Annotated in this window: 13 protein-coding genes; 10 read left to right on the forward strand and 3 right to left on the reverse strand. The window is 65.1% G+C overall.

Features of this window, described 5'->3' with window-relative positions:
* Positions 1-21 precede the first annotated feature (21 nt).
* From AC13GI_RS05495 to AC13GI_RS05505, 3 genes are all read left to right on the forward strand, one after another.
* Positions 22-906 carry a GIN domain-containing protein gene (locus AC13GI_RS05495; protein ID WP_205405950.1) on the forward strand — a complete coding sequence of 295 codons (885 nt, stop codon included), beginning with the start codon at positions 22-24 and terminating at the stop codon, positions 904-906.
* A 30-nt stretch (positions 907-936) separates the two neighbouring features.
* A complete protein-coding gene (locus AC13GI_RS05500; protein WP_482995743.1) occupies positions 937-1539 on the forward strand; it encodes a DUF2884 family protein in 603 nt (200 codons plus the stop codon).
* Between the two features lie 106 nt (positions 1540-1645).
* Positions 1646-2071 (forward strand): hypothetical protein, encoded by a 426-nt coding sequence (locus AC13GI_RS05505; protein WP_346577890.1) that lies wholly within the window; start codon positions 1646-1648, stop codon positions 2069-2071.
* Positions 2072-2153: 82 nt separating this feature from the next.
* Here the strand turns inward: AC13GI_RS05505 and AC13GI_RS05510 are convergent, their stop codons facing one another.
* A complete protein-coding gene (locus tag AC13GI_RS05510) occupies positions 2154-3593 on the reverse strand; it encodes a class II fumarate hydratase (RefSeq protein ID WP_482995744.1) in 1440 nt (479 codons plus the stop codon).
* Positions 3594-3888: 295 nt separating this feature from the next.
* Between AC13GI_RS05510 and purB the strand changes: the two genes are divergently transcribed.
* Positions 3889-5256 carry an adenylosuccinate lyase gene (gene purB / locus AC13GI_RS05515; protein ID WP_380654261.1) on the forward strand — a complete coding sequence of 456 codons (1368 nt, stop codon included), beginning with the start codon at positions 3889-3891 and terminating at the stop codon, positions 5254-5256.
* A 239-nt stretch (positions 5257-5495) separates the two neighbouring features.
* Here purB and AC13GI_RS05520 read toward each other — a convergent pair whose 3' ends face one another.
* A complete protein-coding gene (locus tag AC13GI_RS05520) occupies positions 5496-6410 on the reverse strand; it encodes an IS110 family RNA-guided transposase (RefSeq protein WP_482995745.1) in 915 nt (304 codons plus the stop codon).
* A 525-nt stretch (positions 6411-6935) separates the two neighbouring features.
* On the opposite strand from AC13GI_RS05520, the gene AC13GI_RS05525 reads away from it, so the two are divergent.
* Entirely contained in the window at positions 6936-7601 is a 666-nt protein-coding gene (locus AC13GI_RS05525; RefSeq protein WP_482995746.1) for a T6SS immunity protein Tdi1 domain-containing protein, read from the forward strand.
* A 315-nt stretch (positions 7602-7916) separates the two neighbouring features.
* Here the strand turns inward: AC13GI_RS05525 and AC13GI_RS05530 are convergent, their stop codons facing one another.
* Positions 7917-8885: an IS110 family transposase gene (locus tag AC13GI_RS05530; protein ID WP_482995747.1), complete on the reverse strand. Its 969-nt coding sequence runs from the start codon at positions 8883-8885 to the stop codon at positions 7917-7919.
* A 653-nt stretch (positions 8886-9538) separates the two neighbouring features.
* Between AC13GI_RS05530 and AC13GI_RS05535 the strand changes: the two genes are divergently transcribed.
* The 5 genes from AC13GI_RS05535 (at position 9539) to lpdA (ending at position 17599) form a co-directional block, all read left to right on the forward strand.
* Positions 9539-10936, forward strand: coding sequence for a ribosomal protein uL16 3-hydroxylase (locus AC13GI_RS05535; protein WP_482995748.1), 1398 nt, complete (start codon positions 9539-9541; stop codon positions 10934-10936).
* Between the two features lie 3 nt (positions 10937-10939).
* The gene (locus tag AC13GI_RS05540; protein ID WP_482995749.1) at positions 10940-11842 is read left to right on the forward strand and encodes a GNAT family N-acetyltransferase; all 903 of its coding nucleotides are present in this window, start codon (positions 10940-10942) and stop codon (positions 11840-11842) included.
* Positions 11843-12028: 186 nt separating this feature from the next.
* A complete protein-coding gene (locus AC13GI_RS05545; protein ID WP_482995750.1) occupies positions 12029-14860 on the forward strand; it encodes a 2-oxoglutarate dehydrogenase E1 component in 2832 nt (943 codons plus the stop codon).
* A 39-nt stretch (positions 14861-14899) separates the two neighbouring features.
* Positions 14900-16099 carry a dihydrolipoyllysine-residue succinyltransferase gene (sucB, locus tag AC13GI_RS05550; protein WP_025876796.1) on the forward strand — a complete coding sequence of 400 codons (1200 nt, stop codon included), beginning with the start codon at positions 14900-14902 and terminating at the stop codon, positions 16097-16099.
* A 63-nt stretch (positions 16100-16162) separates the two neighbouring features.
* Positions 16163-17599 (forward strand): dihydrolipoyl dehydrogenase, encoded by a 1437-nt coding sequence (gene lpdA, locus AC13GI_RS05555; protein WP_482995751.1) that lies wholly within the window; start codon positions 16163-16165, stop codon positions 17597-17599.
* Positions 17600-17673 lie beyond the last annotated feature (74 nt).

A 17673-nucleotide genomic window follows, 5' to 3' on the forward strand; every position in this document is an offset into this window, starting at 1 on the left:
TTCAACCTGGAGGCACCACCCATGCGTTCCTTGATTGCCTGTAGTGCACTGTTGCTGTTGCCCCTGTCGGCGCTGGCCGCCGATGCACCGAACTGCAAGTACTCCGCGCCGCGCGCGTTGAAGATCGACACGGCCGGCGCCAAGGCGGTGGTGTTCGAGATCAACCAGCATGACCTGAAGGTGGTCGCCAGCGCGGGTGGCGGCCAGCTCGACGGCCGCGCGTGCGCGTCCAACAAGGACTGGCTGGACCAGCTGGTGCTGGACCAGCGGCGCGTGGGCGACAAGCTGGTGGTGAGCCTGCGCCGCGACAGCCGCGACGCGCTGTCGATGGGCAACAGCTATGCCTGGCTGGACATCCGTGGCAGCGTGCCGGACAACCTGCCGCTGCAGTTCAAGATCGGCTCCGGTGATGGCAGCATCGAGAACGCGCAGTCGCTGAGCATGGACGTGGGCTCCGGTGATGGCATCGCCCGCGGTACCCGTGGCAGCGTGCATGCCGCCGTGGGTTCGGGCGACCTGGACGTTGATGGCGCCGCATCGTTCAACCTGCTCTCGCTCGGTTCGGGCGACGTCAACGCCCGCAACATCGGCGGTGATGCCAGCGTCGGCACCGTCGGCTCCGGTGACCTGAAGGTGACCGACGTGCGTGGCAACGCGCGACTGGATACCGTCGGCTCCGGCGACATCGGCTTCAAGCAGGTGCAGGGCAACGTCGAGATCGGCGTGGTCGGCTCCGGCAATGTCGAGATCGAGCAGGTCGGCGGCAATGTCCGTGTGCGCAGCCACGGCTCGGGCGACATCGATGTCGATGGCGTGCGCGGCAACCTCACCGTCGAGCACAGCGGCAGCGGCGACGTCCAGCATCGCAGCGTGACCGGCACCGTCACCCTGCCCCGCGGCAAGTAACGCCCAACCATCCGATTCGAGGGGAATGCCATGAACCTGCTGCGCCTGCTGCCTGCTGCCCTGCTGTGCCTGCCGCTGATCGCCTGTGGCGGCGCCTCCAGCCCCGACAAGACCGCCGGCAAGGCGGTGGCCGAGACCGCCGGTGGCGTCGGCCAGACCGTCAAGGAAGCGATGGACGACGCCCGCAAGGAAATCGCCGAGGGCAACATCAAGATCTCCGCCGACAACCAGCCGCGCGCGGAGATCACCCCGCAGGGACAGCTGTTGATCGGCGGCAAGCAGGTGACGCTGGACGATGGCCAGCGCCGCCAGCTGCTCGATTACCGCGGCCACGTGGTGGCGGTGGCGATGGACGGCATGGACGTGGGCCTGGCGGGCGCCAAGCTCGGCGCCAACGCTGCCGGGGAAGCACTGAAGGGCATCTTCAGCGGCGACAGCGAAGGCATCGAAAAGCGGATCAACGCCGAGGCCGCCAAGATCGAAGCGCAGGCCAAGCGCATCTGCGACCGCATGCCGGCCCTGCTGGCCAGCCAGCAGGCGCTGGCGGCCTCGCTGCCGGCTTTCAAGCCCTACGCCACGATGGACCAGAGCGATGTGGACGACTGCGGCAAGGACACCGTCGTCAACCGCTGACCCTGTGACACATCAGCGCACCCGGCCGGCGGCGCACCTGCGTTGCCGGCCGCTGCGCCCCGGCAGGCTTACAATGGCGGCCCCGGATGCACTTCATTGAACCGCCATGAAAAAGCTGTTTCTGCTGCTGGCCGCCCTGCTCTGCCTGGGCCTGGTCGGCTGTGACCAGGACTACCGCAACCACCGCGCCGAGCGCGGCAAACCGAAGATCTCGGTCAGCGAAAGCCTCGTGACCGTGCGCCGCCAGCCGGCGCCGAACATCATCATCCTGCCGGACGGGCAGATGAAGATCGACGAGATCCTGATCCCGCTCAACGCCGAGCAGAAGCAGATGCTGCAGACGATGTTCGGCAAGCTGCAGGTGCTGCGCCAGAACACACTGGTGGCCGCCCCGGCCGATCCCAACATGCAGCCGGTGAAGATCGTGCCGCCGGAAGGCATGCAGGTGATTCCGCCGGACCTGGTGCAGACCATTCCCGAGTTCAAGGATTACACCGAGACCTTCGGCAACATCGTCGCCGACCGTCGCTGAAACGAGAACGCCGCCCTCCCGGGCGGCGTTTCCATTTGTAGAGGCGAGCATAGGCTCGGCTCTACAGAGTGCAGATTGCAGATCAGCCGCCGGCACCACCGCCGCCGGCCTGGATGCCACCGGCGGTCAGCGCGGTCGGGTCCAGCAGCCGGCGGAGTTCGGCTTCGGCCAGGCCGCTGTCTTCCAGCGCCACGTCCAGCACCGGGCGCTGCTCCTTGTAGGCGCGCTTGGCGATCGCAGCGGCCTTCTCGTAGCCGATGATCGGGTTCAGCGCCGTCACCAGGATCGGATTGCGCGCCAGCGCCTCGGCCACGCGGTCCTCGCGCACCTTCAGTCCGGCAATGGCGCTGTCGGCCAGCAGGGTCGACACATTGGCCAGCAGGCCGATGCCATCGAGCAGGTTCACCGCGATCAGCGGCAGCGTCACATTGAGCTGGAAATTGCCGGTCTGGCCGGCCACGGTGATCGCCGTGTGGTGGCCGATCACCTGCGCGCAGGCCATCACCGTCGCCTCCGGAATCACCGGATTGACCTTGCCCGGCATGATCGAGGACCCCGGCTGCAGTGCCGGCAGTTCGATCTCGCCCAGGCCCGCCAGCGGACCGGCATTCATCCAGCGCAGGTCGTTGGCGATCTTGATCAGGGCCACCGCCAGCGCATTGAGCTGGCCCGACAGTTCCACCGCATCATCCTGCGCGGCCAGGCCTTCGAACTTGTTCTCGGCACTGTCGAACTTGAAGCCGGTCTGCTGCTTCAGCGCCTTGGCCACCTGCGCACCAAAGCGCGGGTCGGCATTGATGCCGGTGCCGATGGCGGTACCGCCCAGCGGCAGGCGGCGCACGCGCTTCAGGCTGTCCTCGATGCGCTCCTGTGCCGAGGCCAGCTGCGCCGACCACGCACCAAATTCCTGTTCGAAGGTCAGCGGCATCGCGTCCATCAGGTGGGTGCGGCCGGTCTTGACCACCTTGCGCAGGCTGCGGCCCTTCTTGTCCAGCGTCCTGCGCAGGTGCACCAGCGCTGGCAGCAGCTGCTCATGGGTGGCCAGCACGGCCGACACGCGCAGCGCCGTCGGAATCACGTCGTTGGAGCTCTGCCCCTGGTTGACGTGATCGTTCGGGTGCACGGTGGTCTTGCCTGCCTTGCCGGCACGGTTGGCCAGCGTGGCGATGACCTCGTTGGCATTCATGTTCGAGGAAGTGCCCGAGCCGGTCTGGTAGACATCGATCGGGAACTGCGCATCCCACGTACCGTCTGCCACTTCGGCGGCGGCGGACTGGATGGCCTTGGCCACGGTCTTGGGCAAGTGGCCCAGTTCGGCGTTGACGCCGGCGGCGGCTCCCTTGACCAGGCCCAGTGCACGGATGAAGCCGCGCGGCATGCGCTGGCCCGACACCGGGAAATTCTGTACAGCGCGCTGGGTCTGCGCGCCCCACAGGGCGTCGGCAGGCACCTGCAGTTCGCCCATGCTGTCGTGCTCGATCCGGAAATCCTTGGGGGCGCTCTTGCTTGCAGCTTTGCTCATTGCATCGACTCCGCACTACTTCGGTTGGGGAAAGGGAAGCGGCGGCTGGCAGGGTGTCGCTTCCCGGGCTGGCGGCTGCGACAACGATACTCCCTTGTCCGCAGCGTGGGATGGCGAGGACGGGCCAGATCGTTTCATCCGAAGGGCCGATTGTGTTGTAGAGCCGAGCCCACGCTCGGCTGCATCTGCGGTCTGGCGCCTGAGGAGCAGCCGAGCGTAGGCGCGGCTCTACAGGGCGCTCCCGCCCGGCACGTCGTAGAATATGGCCCCCGCCGCTCGTCCCAGCCCTGCCGACATGTCCGAATCCGCCCTGCTCGCCCTGTCCCCGCTCGATGGCCGCTATGCCGGCAAGGTCGACGCCCTGCGCCCGATCTTCTCCGAGTACGGCCTGATCAAGGCCCGCGTCACGGTCGAAGTGGAGTGGCTGCTGGCCCTGGCCGCCGAGCCGGGCATCGTCGAGCTGGCCGCGTTCTCTGACACCGCTATCGCCCGCCTGCGTGCGCTGGCCAGCGGCTTCAGCCCGGCCCAGGCCGCGCGCGTGAAGGAAATCGAGCGCACCACCAACCATGACGTCAAGGCGGTGGAGTACTTCATCAAGGAACAGCTGAAGGACGATGCCGAGCTGGCCCCGGCGCTGGAATTCGTGCATTTCGCCTGCACCAGCGAAGACATCAACAACCTCAGCTACGGCCTGATGCTGGAACAGGCCCGTCGCGACGTGCTGCTGCCGACCCTGGACGGCGTCGCCGACGCACTGCGCACCCTGGCCCACGCCCAGGCGGGCCAGCCGATGCTGTCGCGCACCCACGGCCAGACCGCCTCGCCGACCACCCTCGGCAAGGAGCTGGCCAACGTGGTCGCGCGCCTGGAGCGCCAGCGCCGGCAGATCGCCGCGGTCGAACTGACCGGCAAGATCAACGGCGCGGTCGGCAACTACAACGCCCACATCGCCAGCTACCCGGACGTGGACTGGCCGGCTTTCGCCGAGCGCTTCGTCACTGGCCTGGGCCTGGTGTTCAACCCGTACACCACGCAGATCGAGCCGCACGACAACATCGCCGAGATCGGCGATGCCGCCCGCCGCGCCAACATCATCCTGATCGACCTGGCCCGCGACATCTGGGGCTACGTCTCGCTGGGCTACTTCAAGCAGCGCCTGAAGGAAGGCGAAGTCGGTTCGTCGACGATGCCGCACAAGGTCAACCCGATCGATTTCGAGAACGCCGAAGGCAACTTCGGCATCGCCAACGCGCTGTTCGAGCATTTCAGCGCGAAGCTGCCGATCAGCCGCTGGCAGCGCGACCTGACCGATTCCACCGTGCTGCGCGCGCTGGGCACCGCATTCGGCCACAGCCAGGTGGCGCTGGATTCGCTGGCCAAGGGCCTGGGCAAGCTGGAAGTGAACCCGCAGCGCCTGGATGCCGATCTGGATGCGGCCTGGGAAGTGCTGGCCGAGGCCGTGCAGACGGTGATGCGCCGCCATGGCCTGCCGAACCCGTACGAGCAGCTGAAGGCGCTGACCCGCGGCCAGGGCATCACGGCCGAGTCGATGCGTGCGTTCGTGCAGGGGCTGGAGCTGCCGGCCGATGCCAAGCAGCGCCTGCTGGAGATGACCCCGGGCAGCTATACCGGCCTGGCGGAGTCGCTGGCGAAGAAGATCTAAGGGGTTTCCTTTGCGGCGGCGGCCGCGGGCGCTGCCTGCGGCAGGCAACTGCAATAGCAACGTCAAAGGCGGCTCTGGGTTATTGCCTCGCTTGGCGGGTCGGGTTGGGTTCGCGGGGGACGCCGTGAATCCGTCCCTGGAGCAACTGTGTTGAGAGAGGGGCCTCGGCCCCTCCGACAGGCACGCACGGTAGTGCCGGCCGCTGGCCGGCAGCCTTTTGGGGCACGCGCAGACTGGCTTCAGGCGGGGATCGATCCGCCTTGAGCGTCACGCATGCGGGCGTTGAGAATCACCAGCATCTTCCGCATCACCGCCACGATGGCTACTTTTCCTTCTTTGCCTCGGGCTCGCAGCGACTGGTAGAAATCGCGCAGTCGAGGTTCATGCCGCATGGCCGACATGCTGGCCATGTAAAGCACCTGACGGATCTCAGCCCTGCCGCCATGGATGCTTCGTTTGCCGCGCATGGTTCCGCTGTCGTGGGACATGGGTGCTACACCGACCAGACTGGCGATGGCCTTGCCGCTGATCTTGCCCAGCTCCGGCAGATAGCTGGCCAATACCGCCTGCAGGACAGGGCCCACGCCTTTCATCGACTTCAGTACCGCCAGCTGAGGTTGCTGGGCAACCTGCCCGGCAATCTGCTGTCCCAAACGCCCAACCATCCTCTGCAGGCGGTTGATGTTGGCTTGCAGCAGTCGGCGCAACTCACGATCGGTCACCATCTCCTGCTGCTGGCGCGCTACGGTCAGGGCCTCCATCGTCTGTCGACGCGCCCGCACAAACTCCCGCAGCTTTTGCTGCCAGGGCTCCAGTGGCTGATAGGCGGGCAGTTTCACCAAGGCCGCCATCTGCGCCAATGCATAGGCATCCAGACGGTCGGTCTTGGCCACCTGGCCCATTCCCTGGGCCAGCCTGCGAGCCCGCAGCGCATTGGCACGGACCACCGCATGACCCGCGTTGTGCAGGAAGTTCAGTACTGACTGTTCGTAGCCCCCAGTGGCCTCCAGCACGATCTGGCTCACCGGATGTTTCCTCAACCAGAGATCCAATTCAGCGAAACCCGAAGCGCTATTGCTGACCTGCAGCACCTCTCCGTCCGTCGTGCCGACATCCAGTTGGCGCTTGCTGACATCAATCCCGATCCCGTTCATCACCGGACTCCGTATAGTCTGGAAGGGTCGAGAGCTCCCCCGCTTGCCCAGTCTTATTACTGCGAGTGTCAGCTCCAGCAACTGTTCGGACGGATCAAGGGAGATTCCGGCGTGGGCGCCAAGCTCCAAGGCGATCGTCGAGATCCAGGCTTACACGGCGGCCCACGCCGGCTCTCGACACCTACGCTGCCAGATTCCAATCAGATAAGGCTTGGCCACGGCATCCATGCCGCGGACACCCCCGCGAGCCCAACCCGACCCACCTCTGACAGTTTCCCGGTGACGGATCGAAGAGCATTGGGTTGTCGGGACGGAATTTGAAAGAGGGACGCGGCTTCGCCGCGTCCCTTTTGTCGTTTCTGGCTCCCATCCTCATTTCATGCCGCACACCGGGACAAGGCAGGCCGGAGTGACCGCTTCTGAAAGCGGGCCAACGTCGGTATTGCCTGATATGTTCGACCATCAACACGTCCGGCAAATGACGTATTCGCGCCGCAGATTCGAAGGCCAAACTGCAGATCAGAGATGAGTAAACTAATTGACTACATCGTCAACGAGCATGGACACCCAAAGCTGTGTCGCTCGCTCACCCGCGACGAGTGGAATTCACTTCCAGCATCCCTTCCGGATCAACTCCGCGAACTCTTCGCTAAACTGGGCTTCTTCTTCACACTGCAAGGCCAGCTCCAGACATGCCACCCCAGGCGTTTCGAAGGCATTCTGGATGCAGTGTTCGACCGCGACGAGCAATTCAACAGCACGAATTGCCACGCGTTTTGCCATAGTGCGTTCGGCAACATCTTCTTCTATCACGAAGTCTTCGGCATCGGAGAGATAGAACTTATGCATGGCTCCGTGATATGCGAGGCATCTGCAAGGAATACAGATGCCGGAATGCATCTGGAGCATGCCATCGAGATCCCATTTATGCTCGACGCAGAGGATATCGATGCTTACGACAAGGATGACAGACGACTATTCTCCAGAGCACGAAAGAAGCTTGGGCCCTTAGAAATCGGTGAATGCTATGGATTCCAGCCGCTGCTTTCACTGGGTGGGGAGAACGCCATTGAGAACCTGAAGAAGGTCGAGGCCATTGAACATTTAGGCATCTTGTGCCAGACACAGGGCTTCTCCTTATACGAGTATTCGTCGTATGGAATCCGAGCGTTTGTCAGATCATTCAGTTGAAATCACACGACGATCTTCAGGTCGACAACTAGAGAGCTCCACCGGGTCTCGATACTTCCTGGCAATTTCTGCGACCTTTGCCTGATCCTGCAGCAAGAAGCCTACGCCGGACTGCTTGTCGCACTGGCGAAATCAGCCGAGCGCTGGCTCGGCTCTACAAATGCACGAGCAAGCGCAGCGCGCGACCCTTTCCGGTGACGGTTCGAAGAGCATTGGGTTGTCGGGACGGAATTTGAAAGAGGGACGCGGCTTCGCCGCGTCCCTCTTTGTTTTGCGTTTTGGGGTCTTTGTAGAGCCGAGATCCTATGTTCGCGGTCAAGCCTGCTGGAAGCAGGCTTGACCCACTTTCAGCATGGCTGGATCGAAGTCCCGGCCACTTTTGAAGACGCCCCAGGGGATCTTGGCTAGTTTTCTCGCCAGAATGTTGAAACTGGCAGTACTGCTGTGGCCGCGCTCGCGGATGGCGTTGTAGAGAGGCTTGCCACCCTTTGAGCGGGTCAGGCCCATGGCAGCCATGTAGAGGATCTGGCGCAGGCTGGCGTTGCCACGCTTGGACAAGCGCCTTTTGCCGATCCGCGCGCCGGATTCGTTGGGTCGTGGATCCAGACCGGTACAGGCGATCCAGGCGTCCGAGCTGGCCAAGGGCCAGCGCGTGATGTGATGGGTGACGAAGGCCGCCACCGTCGGTCCGATCCCCGGGATGGTCATGATCCGCCGATACAGGTCGCGCTGTTCGCCGCTGCGGCACAGTTGCTGAATCTGCTGGTCCAGCATGGCAATGGCCTCTTTCAGACCACCGAAGATGCGCCCAAAGATGGGCGACTCCGACGCCCCCGCGCCTAGCGAGAGATTCAACTTCGCCTTGCTCCGGACCAGACTGTCACGTTGCTGGAGCAGCACGTGCAGCCGCTCCTGCGCAGGCGAACGGGCGACATGCTCGTGCAGATTGTCGGCCTCCTTGGCGATGTAGCGCGCGATAACCTGTGCGTCGCCAGAGTCGGTCTTGCCGCGGCAAGCCACCCCCTTGGCGTAATGCTTGATGTCGCGCGGATTGAGCACAAAGACCGCGTGGCCGGCCTTCTGGGCAGATTGAGCCACAAGCTCGTGGTAGCGATTGGTCGCCTCCACCCCAATGCGAGACCTGGTCGGCAGGCTGGACAGCCACTTACCGATGGCCGACGCTGAATTGGGGATTCGAGTGCTGCCCTTGGTGCCATGGCGTGCCACCACAAGGCTCTTTGAGTCGGCATCGATGCCGACGGCCAAACAATCTGAATCTGACATCTGCGCAACTCCCAGCTATTGTTGAGGGGCTGGGGTGGTACCGCACCACGTTGGCTTGCCTACATCGGCGGTCCTCAAAGGCCGCTAGATCCTTTATCGACGTTAAGGTGCGGGATGGGGATCGCTCGGCTCGTCTGTCGGATGCTACCCGCAGATATCATGTTGACGGTCCCTCCACCCTGGCTCCTACATACCGCGTAGGAGCCGGGAGGAACATACAAGCCCATGCTCGGCTGCTTGTTCCAACAGCAAGCCGAGCGTGGGCTCGGCTCTACAGATGCACGGGCAAGCGCAGCGCGCGACCCGCTCTTGCCTTTGATTTTCTTCTTTCCATTCCGTGGCAGGCCCCGCAGGAAACTGTCAGGGGCCAGGCGGGTGGGCCATGCAGGGGCGTTGGCGCCATGGATGGCGCCATCGAGCTTACAGGGACGTACTTGCAGCGTCCCCTGCGCAGCCCACCCGCCCGGCCAAGCCCATGAAGCCGGTCGACTAACAGTCGACCCTACCAAGATGTCGCCACGAGGGGCTCAGCCGTTGGCCGGAACCCCGCGACAAACCACCGCACGTGCGCAATCCCAACGAACGTCGGACAATGGAGGCCTTGGCGGCCCGCCACGCCGCCCCTCCCGCTTTCCGCTGCAAGGAACTCCCCCATGGCCGCCCGCAAGTCCACCTCCCCCCTGATCGAAGTCACCGCCCGTCGTGGCCAGCCGCTGGGCATGTCCCCGGCCGTGTTCCTGCGCGACTTCTGGCAGAAACGCCCGCTGTTGATCCGCAACGCCTTCCCCGACTTCCAGACCCCGGTACAGCCGGAAGACCTGGCCGGCCTGGCCTGCGAAGAGGGCGTGCTGGCCCGCCTGATCGAGCACGACAAGGCCCAGGACAGCTGGCGCGTGCGCAGCGGCCCGTTCCAGGAAGACATCTTCCCGGCCCTGCCCGACCACGACTGGACCCTGCTGGTGCAGGACGTGGACAAGTGGGACAAGGACGTGCGCGCCCTGATCGAACACTTCAGCTTCCTGCCGCGCTGGCGCATGGACGATGTGATGATCAGCTTCGCCGCTACCGGTGGCTCGGTCGGCGCCCATGTCGACCAGTACGACGTGTTCCTGCTGCAGGCCCACGGCCACCGCCGCTGGCAGATCGATGCCAGCGAATCGATCAAGGGCAAGCGCCCGCCGCTGGGCTTCCGCCCCGACGTGGAACTGAAGCTGCTGGAAGTGTTCAAGCCGACCCACGACTGGGTGCTGGCGCCGGGCGACATGCTGTACCTGCCGCCGAACGTGCCGCATCACGGCGTCGCTGAAGACCCGTGCCTGACGTTCTCGTTCGGCATGCGTGCACCGTCCTCGGCCGAGCTGATCAGTGATTATCTGGACACGTTGATCGCCGACGCCGACGAAAACATCCGCTACCAGGATGCCGACCTGAAGGCACCGGCCGACCCGAACGAAATCGACACCGTGGCAATGGCGCGGGTGATCACCGCCCTCAACGCCATCCGCATGAACGATCCGGACAAGCTGGGTGACTGGTTCGGCCGCTTCATCACCACCTACCGCGCTGCCGGCGAGGTGATGGCCCACCAGGCCGCGCCGCCGCAGGAAGAAGTGATCGACGCCCTGCAGTCGGGCCTGCTGCTGCAGCGTCACCCGTGGGCGCGCCTGGCCTGGCGCCGGGCCAAGCGCGGCGCCAGCCTGTATGTCAGCGGCCAGGACTTCGCCCTGCCGGTCAAGGACGCGCAGCGCCTGGCCGGTGCCGAGCAGCTCGACGCTGCCGCCTACCGCGGCCTGTCCGACAAGGGCCGCGCAGTACTCCAGCAGCTGCTGGTCGGCGGCGTGTTCCAGCTGATCGATCCGAACGAGGTGTATGCCGACGAGGAGGAAGCGGTGTTGGGTGAGGTAATCGAGGGCCGCGAGCAGGTCGAGGTCATCGACGCTGACGCCATGTCCGATGACGTTCATCTGGTGACCGTGCACGACGATGGCATTGAAGTGATCGTCAACTTCGACGACCACGACGAAGACGACAGCGAGCCCAGCCGCGGCTGAGCCATGAGCCCACTGCGGGTCCAGCAGGTACGCCATGCCGAGGCCCACGTCGCCATCCACGACGTGCGCCAACGGGTGTTCGTGCAGGAACAGGGCATCGACGCCGCACTCGAGCGCGATGCCCTGGACCCGGTCTGCGCCCACGTGCTGGCGCTGGATGCCGACGGGCAACCGGTCGGCACCGGGCGGCTGGCGCCGGATGGTCGTATCGGCCGCATGGCGGTGCTGGCTGCGTATCGCGGCCACGGCGTTGGCGAGGCCCTGCTGGAGGCGCTGGTACAGGCCGGGCGCCAGCTCGGCCTGGCCGAGCTGCACCTGCATGCGCAGCTGCCGGCGCGCGACTTCTACGCCCGCCAGGGCTTCCTGCCGGAAGGCCCGGAATTCGAAGAAGCCGGCATCGGCCACCAGCAGATGCGGCGACGGCTGCAGACCACATCGGCCATCGACAGTCGCGCCGAAGCCGTGGCGATCACCACGGCGATCATCCACCGCGCCCGCCGCCGGCTGTGGCTGCACAGCCGGCAGCTGGACCCCGGCCTGCTGGATGCACCACCGGTACAGGCAGCCCTGCGCCGCTTCGTCACCGCCCGCCACGACAAGCAGCTGCGGGTGATCGTGCATGACGCCGCGGCCATCGCCAGCGCCGGTGCGCCGCTGCTGGCGCTGTTCCAGCGCCTTCCCAGTGTGATCCAGTTCCGCGAGGTGGCCGATCCGATCGATCGCGCCCTGGCCTCCGCCTGCCTGCTCAACGATGCCGGCGACTTCTACTTTCGTCTCATCGGTCATCGCCTCGACGGCGAATCCGCAATCGCGCTGCCGGCACGTTCGCAGCCGTTCGAGCAGCAATTGCAGCGCGTCTGGGACCGTTCGCGCGAATGCAGCGAATTGCGCGCGCTCGGCATCTGACCGCGACCGGCGCGCTCAACCTGTCTGGGACCGACACCGGGGGACGCCCGATGCCCTCCTCGCTGCCCCTTCGTGTCCGGATGGGGGTACAATTTGGCCGTTTGAACGCGCCCGTGCATGGCTATTCATCTTCGTGCCGGGTCCTTCTGAAGCCATACCCCACAAAGCGAATCAGCACCCTCCATCGTGGACAATCAACTGAAGCAGTTTGCGCAATCTTCGCAACTCGCCGGCGGCAACGCCTCCTATGTCGAGGACCTGTACGAGCAGTACCTGGTCTCCCCGGATAGTGTCGATCCCAAATGGAAAACCTACTTCGACGGCTTCAAGGGCCGCGAAGCGGGCGACATTCCGCACTCGGCCGTCATTTCCCACATCGCGGACGCGGCCAAGGATGCGCTGAAAGCAGGCACCGGCACCGGTGCAGGCGATGAGCGCGAGCGCAATGTCGGTCGCCTGATCACCGCCTACCGTTCGCGTGGTCATCTGGACGCCCGCCTGGACCCGCTGGGCCTGGCCGCTCCGGTCAACACCCCGGACCTGGGCCTGCCCTTCCACAACCTGTCCGATGCTGACCTCAACAGCGAATTCAGCACCGGCGGCGTGGGTGGTCAGCCGCGCATGAAGCTGCGTGACCTGCTGGCGCGCCTGAAGGCGACCTACACCGGTTCGATCGGTGCGGAGTTCATGCACATCTCCGAGGTCGAGCAGCGCCAGTGGATCTACAAGAAGCTGGAACTGGCCGGTGGCAACTACCAGCTGGACGCTGACACCCAGCGCCGTACGCTGGAGCGCCTGACCGCCGCCGAAGGCCTCGAACGCTACCTGCACACCAAGTACGTCGGCCAGAAGCGCTTCTCGCTGGAAGGCGGCGACTCGCTGATCCCGATGATGGACACCATCATCCGCAGCGCCGGCAAGAATGGCGTCAAGGACGTGGTGGTCGGCATGGCCCACCGTGGCCGCCTCAACGTGCTGGTCAACACCCTTGGCAAGAACCCGCGCAAGCTGTTCGACGAATTCGAAGGCAAGTTCGAGCACGACGAGCACGCCTCGGCCGGCGACGTGAAGTACCACATGGGCTTCTCCGCCGACGTCGCCACTGAAGGTGGCCCGGTCCACCTGGCGCTGGCGTTCAACCCGTCGCACCTGGAAATCGCTGACCCGGTGGTTGCCGGTTCCGTGCGTTCGCGCCAGGAACGCCGCAAGGACACCGCGCGCAAGCAGGTGATGCCGATCCTGATCCACGGCGACGCGGCCTTCTCCGGCCAGGGCGTGGTCATGGAGCTGTTCCAGATGTCGCAGGCCCGCGGCTTCGCCGTTGGCGGCACCGTGCACATCGTGGTCAACAACCAGGTTGGCTTCACCACCTCCAATCCGCTGGATACGCGCTCCACGCGCTATGCCACCGACGTGGCGAAGATGATCGCCGCACCGGTGCTGCACGTGAACGGCGATGATCCGGAAGCAGTGGTGTTCGCCGCGCAGCTGGCCTTCGAGTTCCGCCAGAAGTTCGCCAAGGACGTGGTCATCGACCTGATGTGCTACCGCCGTTGGGGCCACAACGAGGCCGACGAGCCGGCGATCACCCAGCCGCTGATGTACCAGGTGATCCGCAAGCACGCCACCACCCGCGAGATGTATGCCGAGCAGCTGGAAAAGGCGGGCGTGATCGCCGCCGGCGCCGGCAAGGCGATGGTCGATGCGTACCGCGAGAAGCTCGACGCCGGTGAAGTGACCACCGAGCTGGCCAAGGTCGAGAAGACCCCGCCGACCAGCCCGCTGTTCGTTGATTGGCCCAAGCTGCTGGAAGGCAAGCTGTCCGACCCGGTGTCGACGAAGGTCGACAAGGACAAGCTGGTCGCGCTGGCCAAGCTGATCAACACCGTGCCCGAAGAAGTGCAGCTGCACTCGCGCGTAGCCAAGGTGTACGACGATCGCCGCAAGATGGCTGCCGGCGAAATCCCGGGCGACTGGGGCTTTGCCGAGAACCTGGCCTACGCCACCCTGCTCGATGAAGGCAGTGCGCTGCGCCTGGTCGGCCAGGACGTCGGCCGCGGTACGTTCACCCACCGCCACGCGATCCTGCACGACCAGAAGACCGACAACTACTACCTGCCGCTGCGGCAGCTGGTGGATTCGCCGGAGAAGGCCACCGTCATCGATTCGCTGCTCAGCGAAGAAGCGGTGATGGCCTACGAGTACGGTTTCTCGACCACCGACCCGAACACCCTGTGCATCTGGGAAGGCCAGTTCGGCGACTTCGCCAACGGCGCCCAGGTGGTGATCGACCAGTTCATCGCCGCCGGTGAAGCAAAGTGGGGCCGCATCTCCGGCCTGACCCTGCTGCTGCCGCACGGTTATGAAGGGCAAGGCCCGGAACACAGCTCGGCGCGCCTGGAGCGCTTCCTGCAGCTGTGCGCGCTGGAGAACATGCTGGTGGTGGTGCCGTCGACCCCGGCGCAGGCCTTCCACATGCTGCGTCGCCAGCAGCACCTGACCACCCGCAAGCCGCTGGTGGTGATGTCGCCCAAGTCGCTGCTGCGCCACAAGCTGGCCGTGTCGACCCTGGACGAGCTGGCCAATGGCGAGTTCCAGCACCTGATCGGCGATGCCACTGCAGATGCCAAGAAGGTCAAGCGCGTGGTGCTGTGCTCGGGCAAGGTCTACTACGACCTGCTGGAAGACCAGACCAAGCGTGGCCAGGACGACGTGGCGATCATCCGCGTGGAGCAGCTGTACCCGTTCCCGCGTGCGCTGCTGGCTGCCGAACTGAAGAAGTACGGCAAGGCCACCGACGTGGTGTGGACGCAGGAAGAACCGCAGAACCAGGGCGCGTGGTACCAGATCCGCCACCACCTGCAGTTCTGCCTGGCCGATGGCCAGAGCCTGCACTACGCCGGTCGCGCACGTTCGGCTTCGCCGGCTGCCGGTCACATGGCTGACCACGTCCGCGAACAGCAGCAGCTGGTCGCCGATGCACTGGTCAACCCGTTCAACGACTCGTTCGCTGAATAACTCTCCCCCTATTTAGAAGACAAACCAGGAAGCTCCCGCATGGCCACCGAAGTCAAAGCCCCGGTACTGCCCGAATCCGTCGCCGACGGCACCATCGCCACCTGGCACAAGAAGGTGGGCGACGCCGTCAAGCGCGACGAAAACCTGCTTGACCTGGAAACCGACAAGGTCGTCCTGGAAGTGCCGTCGCCGGTCGATGGCGTGATCAAGGAAATCAAGTTCAAGGAAGGCGACACCGTCACTTCCAGCCAGGTCGTGGCGATCATCGAAGAAGGCGCCGTGGCCGCTGCCCCGGCACCGGCCGCCGAAGAGAAGAAGGCCGAGGCCGCTCCGGCCGCTGCTGCTCCGGCCGCCGCCGCTGCGCCGGCCCCGGCTGCCAAGTCGGCTGCCGACGCGCTGCCGCCGGGCGCCCGCTTCACCGCCATCACCGAAGGCGTGAACCCGGCCGATGTCGACGGCACCGGCCGTCGTGGCGCCGTCACCAAGGAAGACATCGTCAACTTCGCCCGCAACGGCGGCGCCGGCAAGGCCGGTGGCGCACGTCCGGAAGAACGCGTGCCGATGACCCGCATCCGCAAGCGCATCGCCGAGCGCCTGATGGAGTCGAAGAACTCCACCGCCATGCTGACCACCTTCAACGAAGTCGACCTGTCCAAGGTGTCGGCGGCGCGCAAGGAACTGCAGGACGAGTTCGTCAAGGCACACGGCATCAAGCTCGGCTTCATGAGCTTCTTCGTGAAGGCCGCCGCCAACGCGCTGCAGCGCTTCCCGCTGGTCAATGCCTCGATCGACGGCGACGACATCATCTACCACGGCTACTCGGACATCTCCATCGCCGTGTCGACCGAGAAGGGCTTGGTCACGCCGGTGCTGCGCAACGTCGAGCGCATGTCGTTCGCCGACATCGAAAAGACCATCGCCGACTACGCCAAGAAGGCCCGTGACGGCAAGCTGAGCCTGGAAGAACTGCAGGGCGGCACCTTCACCGTGACCAACGGCGGCACCTTCGGTTCGCTGCTGTCGACCCCGATCATCAACCCGCCGCAGAGCGCCATCCTCGGCATGCATGCCATCAAGGAGCGCCCGATCGCCCAGAACGGCCAGGTCGTGATCGCGCCGATGATGTACCTGGCGCTGTCCTACGATCACCGCATCATCGACGGCAAGGACTCGGTGCAGTTCCTGGTGGACATCAAGAACCAGCTGGAAAACCCGGGCCGCATGCTGTTCGGCCTGTAAGAGACCTCCCGCCCCTCCGCGCCTGCGCGGAGGGGTTCTGGTAATGCAACAAGGACTATTTCAATGGCTGAACAATTCGACGTCGTCGTCATCGGTGCCGGCCCGGCCGGTTACCACGCTGCCATCCGCGCGGCCCAGCTTGGCCTGAAGACCGCCTGCATCGACGCAGCGCTGGGCAAGGACGGCAAGCCGGCCCTGGGTGGCACCTGCCTGCGCGTGGGCTGCATCCCGTCCAAGGCGCTGCTGGATTCCTCGCGCCAGTTCTGGAACATGGGCCACATCTTTGGCGACCACGGCATCAGCTTCAAGGATGCCAAGATGGACGTCGAGGCGATGGTTGGCCGCAAGGACAAGATCGTCAAGCAGTTCACCGGCGGCATCGCCATGCTGTTCAAGGCCAACAAGGTCGCCGCCTACTACGGCTTCGGCGAACTGCAGCCGGGCAACTTGGTCAAGGTTACCCAGCATGACGGTTCGGTCGTCGAGCTGAAGGGCACCAACGTCATCATCGCCGCCGGTTCGGATTCGATCGAACTGCCGTTCGCCAAGTTCGACGGCGAGACCATCGTCGACAACGTCGGCGGCCTGGACTTCACCGAAGTGCCGGCACGCCTGGCCGTGATCGGCGCCGGTGTGATCGGCCTGGAACTGGGCAGCGTGTGGAAGCGCCTGGGTTCGGAAGTGACCATCCTGGAAGCGCTGCCCGACTTCCTGGCGGCGGCTGATACCGAAGTGGCCAAGACCGCCGCCAAGGAATTCAAGAAGCAGGGCCTGGACATCCGCCTGGGTGCCAAGGTCTCCAAGGCCGAAGTGACCGGCAAGGGCAAGAAGAAGGAAGTCGCCCTGACCTACAGCGACGCCGAAGGCGAGAAGTCGCTGGTGGTGGACAAGCTGCTGGTGGCCGTCGGCCGTCGCGCCGCCACCAAGGGCCTGCTGGCCGAAGGTACCGGCGTCAAGATCAACGAGCGTGGCCAGATCGAAGTCGACGCGCACTGCCACACCGGCGTCAACGGCGTCTGGGCGGTCGGTGACTGCGTGCGCGGCCCGATGCTGGCACACAAGGGCTTCGAGGAAGGCATCGCGGTTGCCGAGCTGATCGCTGGCCTGCCGGGCCACGTCAACTTCGACACCATTCCGTGGGTCATCTACACCGAGCCGGAGCTGGCCTGGGTCGGCAAGACCGAGCAGCAGCTGAAGGCCGAGGGCATCCCGTACAAGGCCGGCAGCTTCCCGTTCGCCGCCAACGGCCGTGCCGTGGCGATGATCGAGCCGGCAGGCTTCGTGAAGGTTCTGGCCCACGCCGAAACCGATCGCATCCTGGGCATGCACCTGGTCGGCGCCAATGTGTCCGAGCTGGTGCACGAAGGCGTGCTGACCATGGAGTTCAGCGGTTCGGCCGATGACCTGGCGCGCATCTGCCACGCCCACCCGTCGCTGTCGGAAGTGGTGCACGACGCGGCAATGGCCGTGAGCAAGCGCGCGATCCACAAGGCGAACTGAGCCATCGGGTAGTGGGGGGCCCCGGGCCGGCCCCCCCGACACACGGAGCCCACCCCCCGCCGGGGCGTGTTTTT

This window comes from Stenotrophomonas sp. 82F1 (assembly GCF_056861525.1).

Excerpts from the sequence above, each read along its gene's own strand:
- AC13GI_RS05495 (WP_205405950.1), top strand. The coding sequence starts at position 22 with ATGCGTTCCTTGATTGCCTGTAGTGCACTGTTGCTGTTGCCCCTGTCG.
- AC13GI_RS05500 (WP_482995743.1), top strand. The coding sequence starts at position 937 with ATGAACCTGCTGCGCCTGCTGCCTGCTGCCCTGCTGTGCCTGCCGCTG.
- AC13GI_RS05505 (WP_346577890.1), top strand. The coding sequence starts at position 1,646 with ATGAAAAAGCTGTTTCTGCTGCTGGCCGCCCTGCTCTGCCTGGGCCTG.
- AC13GI_RS05510 (WP_482995744.1), bottom strand. The coding sequence starts at position 3,593 with ATGAGCAAAGCTGCAAGCAAGAGCGCCCCCAAGGATTTCCGGATCGAG.
- purB (WP_380654261.1), top strand. The coding sequence starts at position 3,889 with ATGTCCGAATCCGCCCTGCTCGCCCTGTCCCCGCTCGATGGCCGCTAT.
- AC13GI_RS05520 (WP_482995745.1), bottom strand. The coding sequence starts at position 6,410 with ATGAACGGGATCGGGATTGATGTCAGCAAGCGCCAACTGGATGTCGGC.
- AC13GI_RS05525 (WP_482995746.1), top strand. The coding sequence starts at position 6,936 with ATGAGTAAACTAATTGACTACATCGTCAACGAGCATGGACACCCAAAG.
- AC13GI_RS05530 (WP_482995747.1), bottom strand. The coding sequence starts at position 8,885 with ATGTCAGATTCAGATTGTTTGGCCGTCGGCATCGATGCCGACTCAAAG.
- AC13GI_RS05535 (WP_482995748.1), top strand. The coding sequence starts at position 9,539 with ATGGCCGCCCGCAAGTCCACCTCCCCCCTGATCGAAGTCACCGCCCGT.
- AC13GI_RS05540 (WP_482995749.1), top strand. The coding sequence starts at position 10,940 with ATGAGCCCACTGCGGGTCCAGCAGGTACGCCATGCCGAGGCCCACGTC.
- sucB (WP_025876796.1), top strand. The coding sequence starts at position 14,900 with ATGGCCACCGAAGTCAAAGCCCCGGTACTGCCCGAATCCGTCGCCGAC.
- lpdA (WP_482995751.1), top strand. The coding sequence starts at position 16,163 with ATGGCTGAACAATTCGACGTCGTCGTCATCGGTGCCGGCCCGGCCGGT.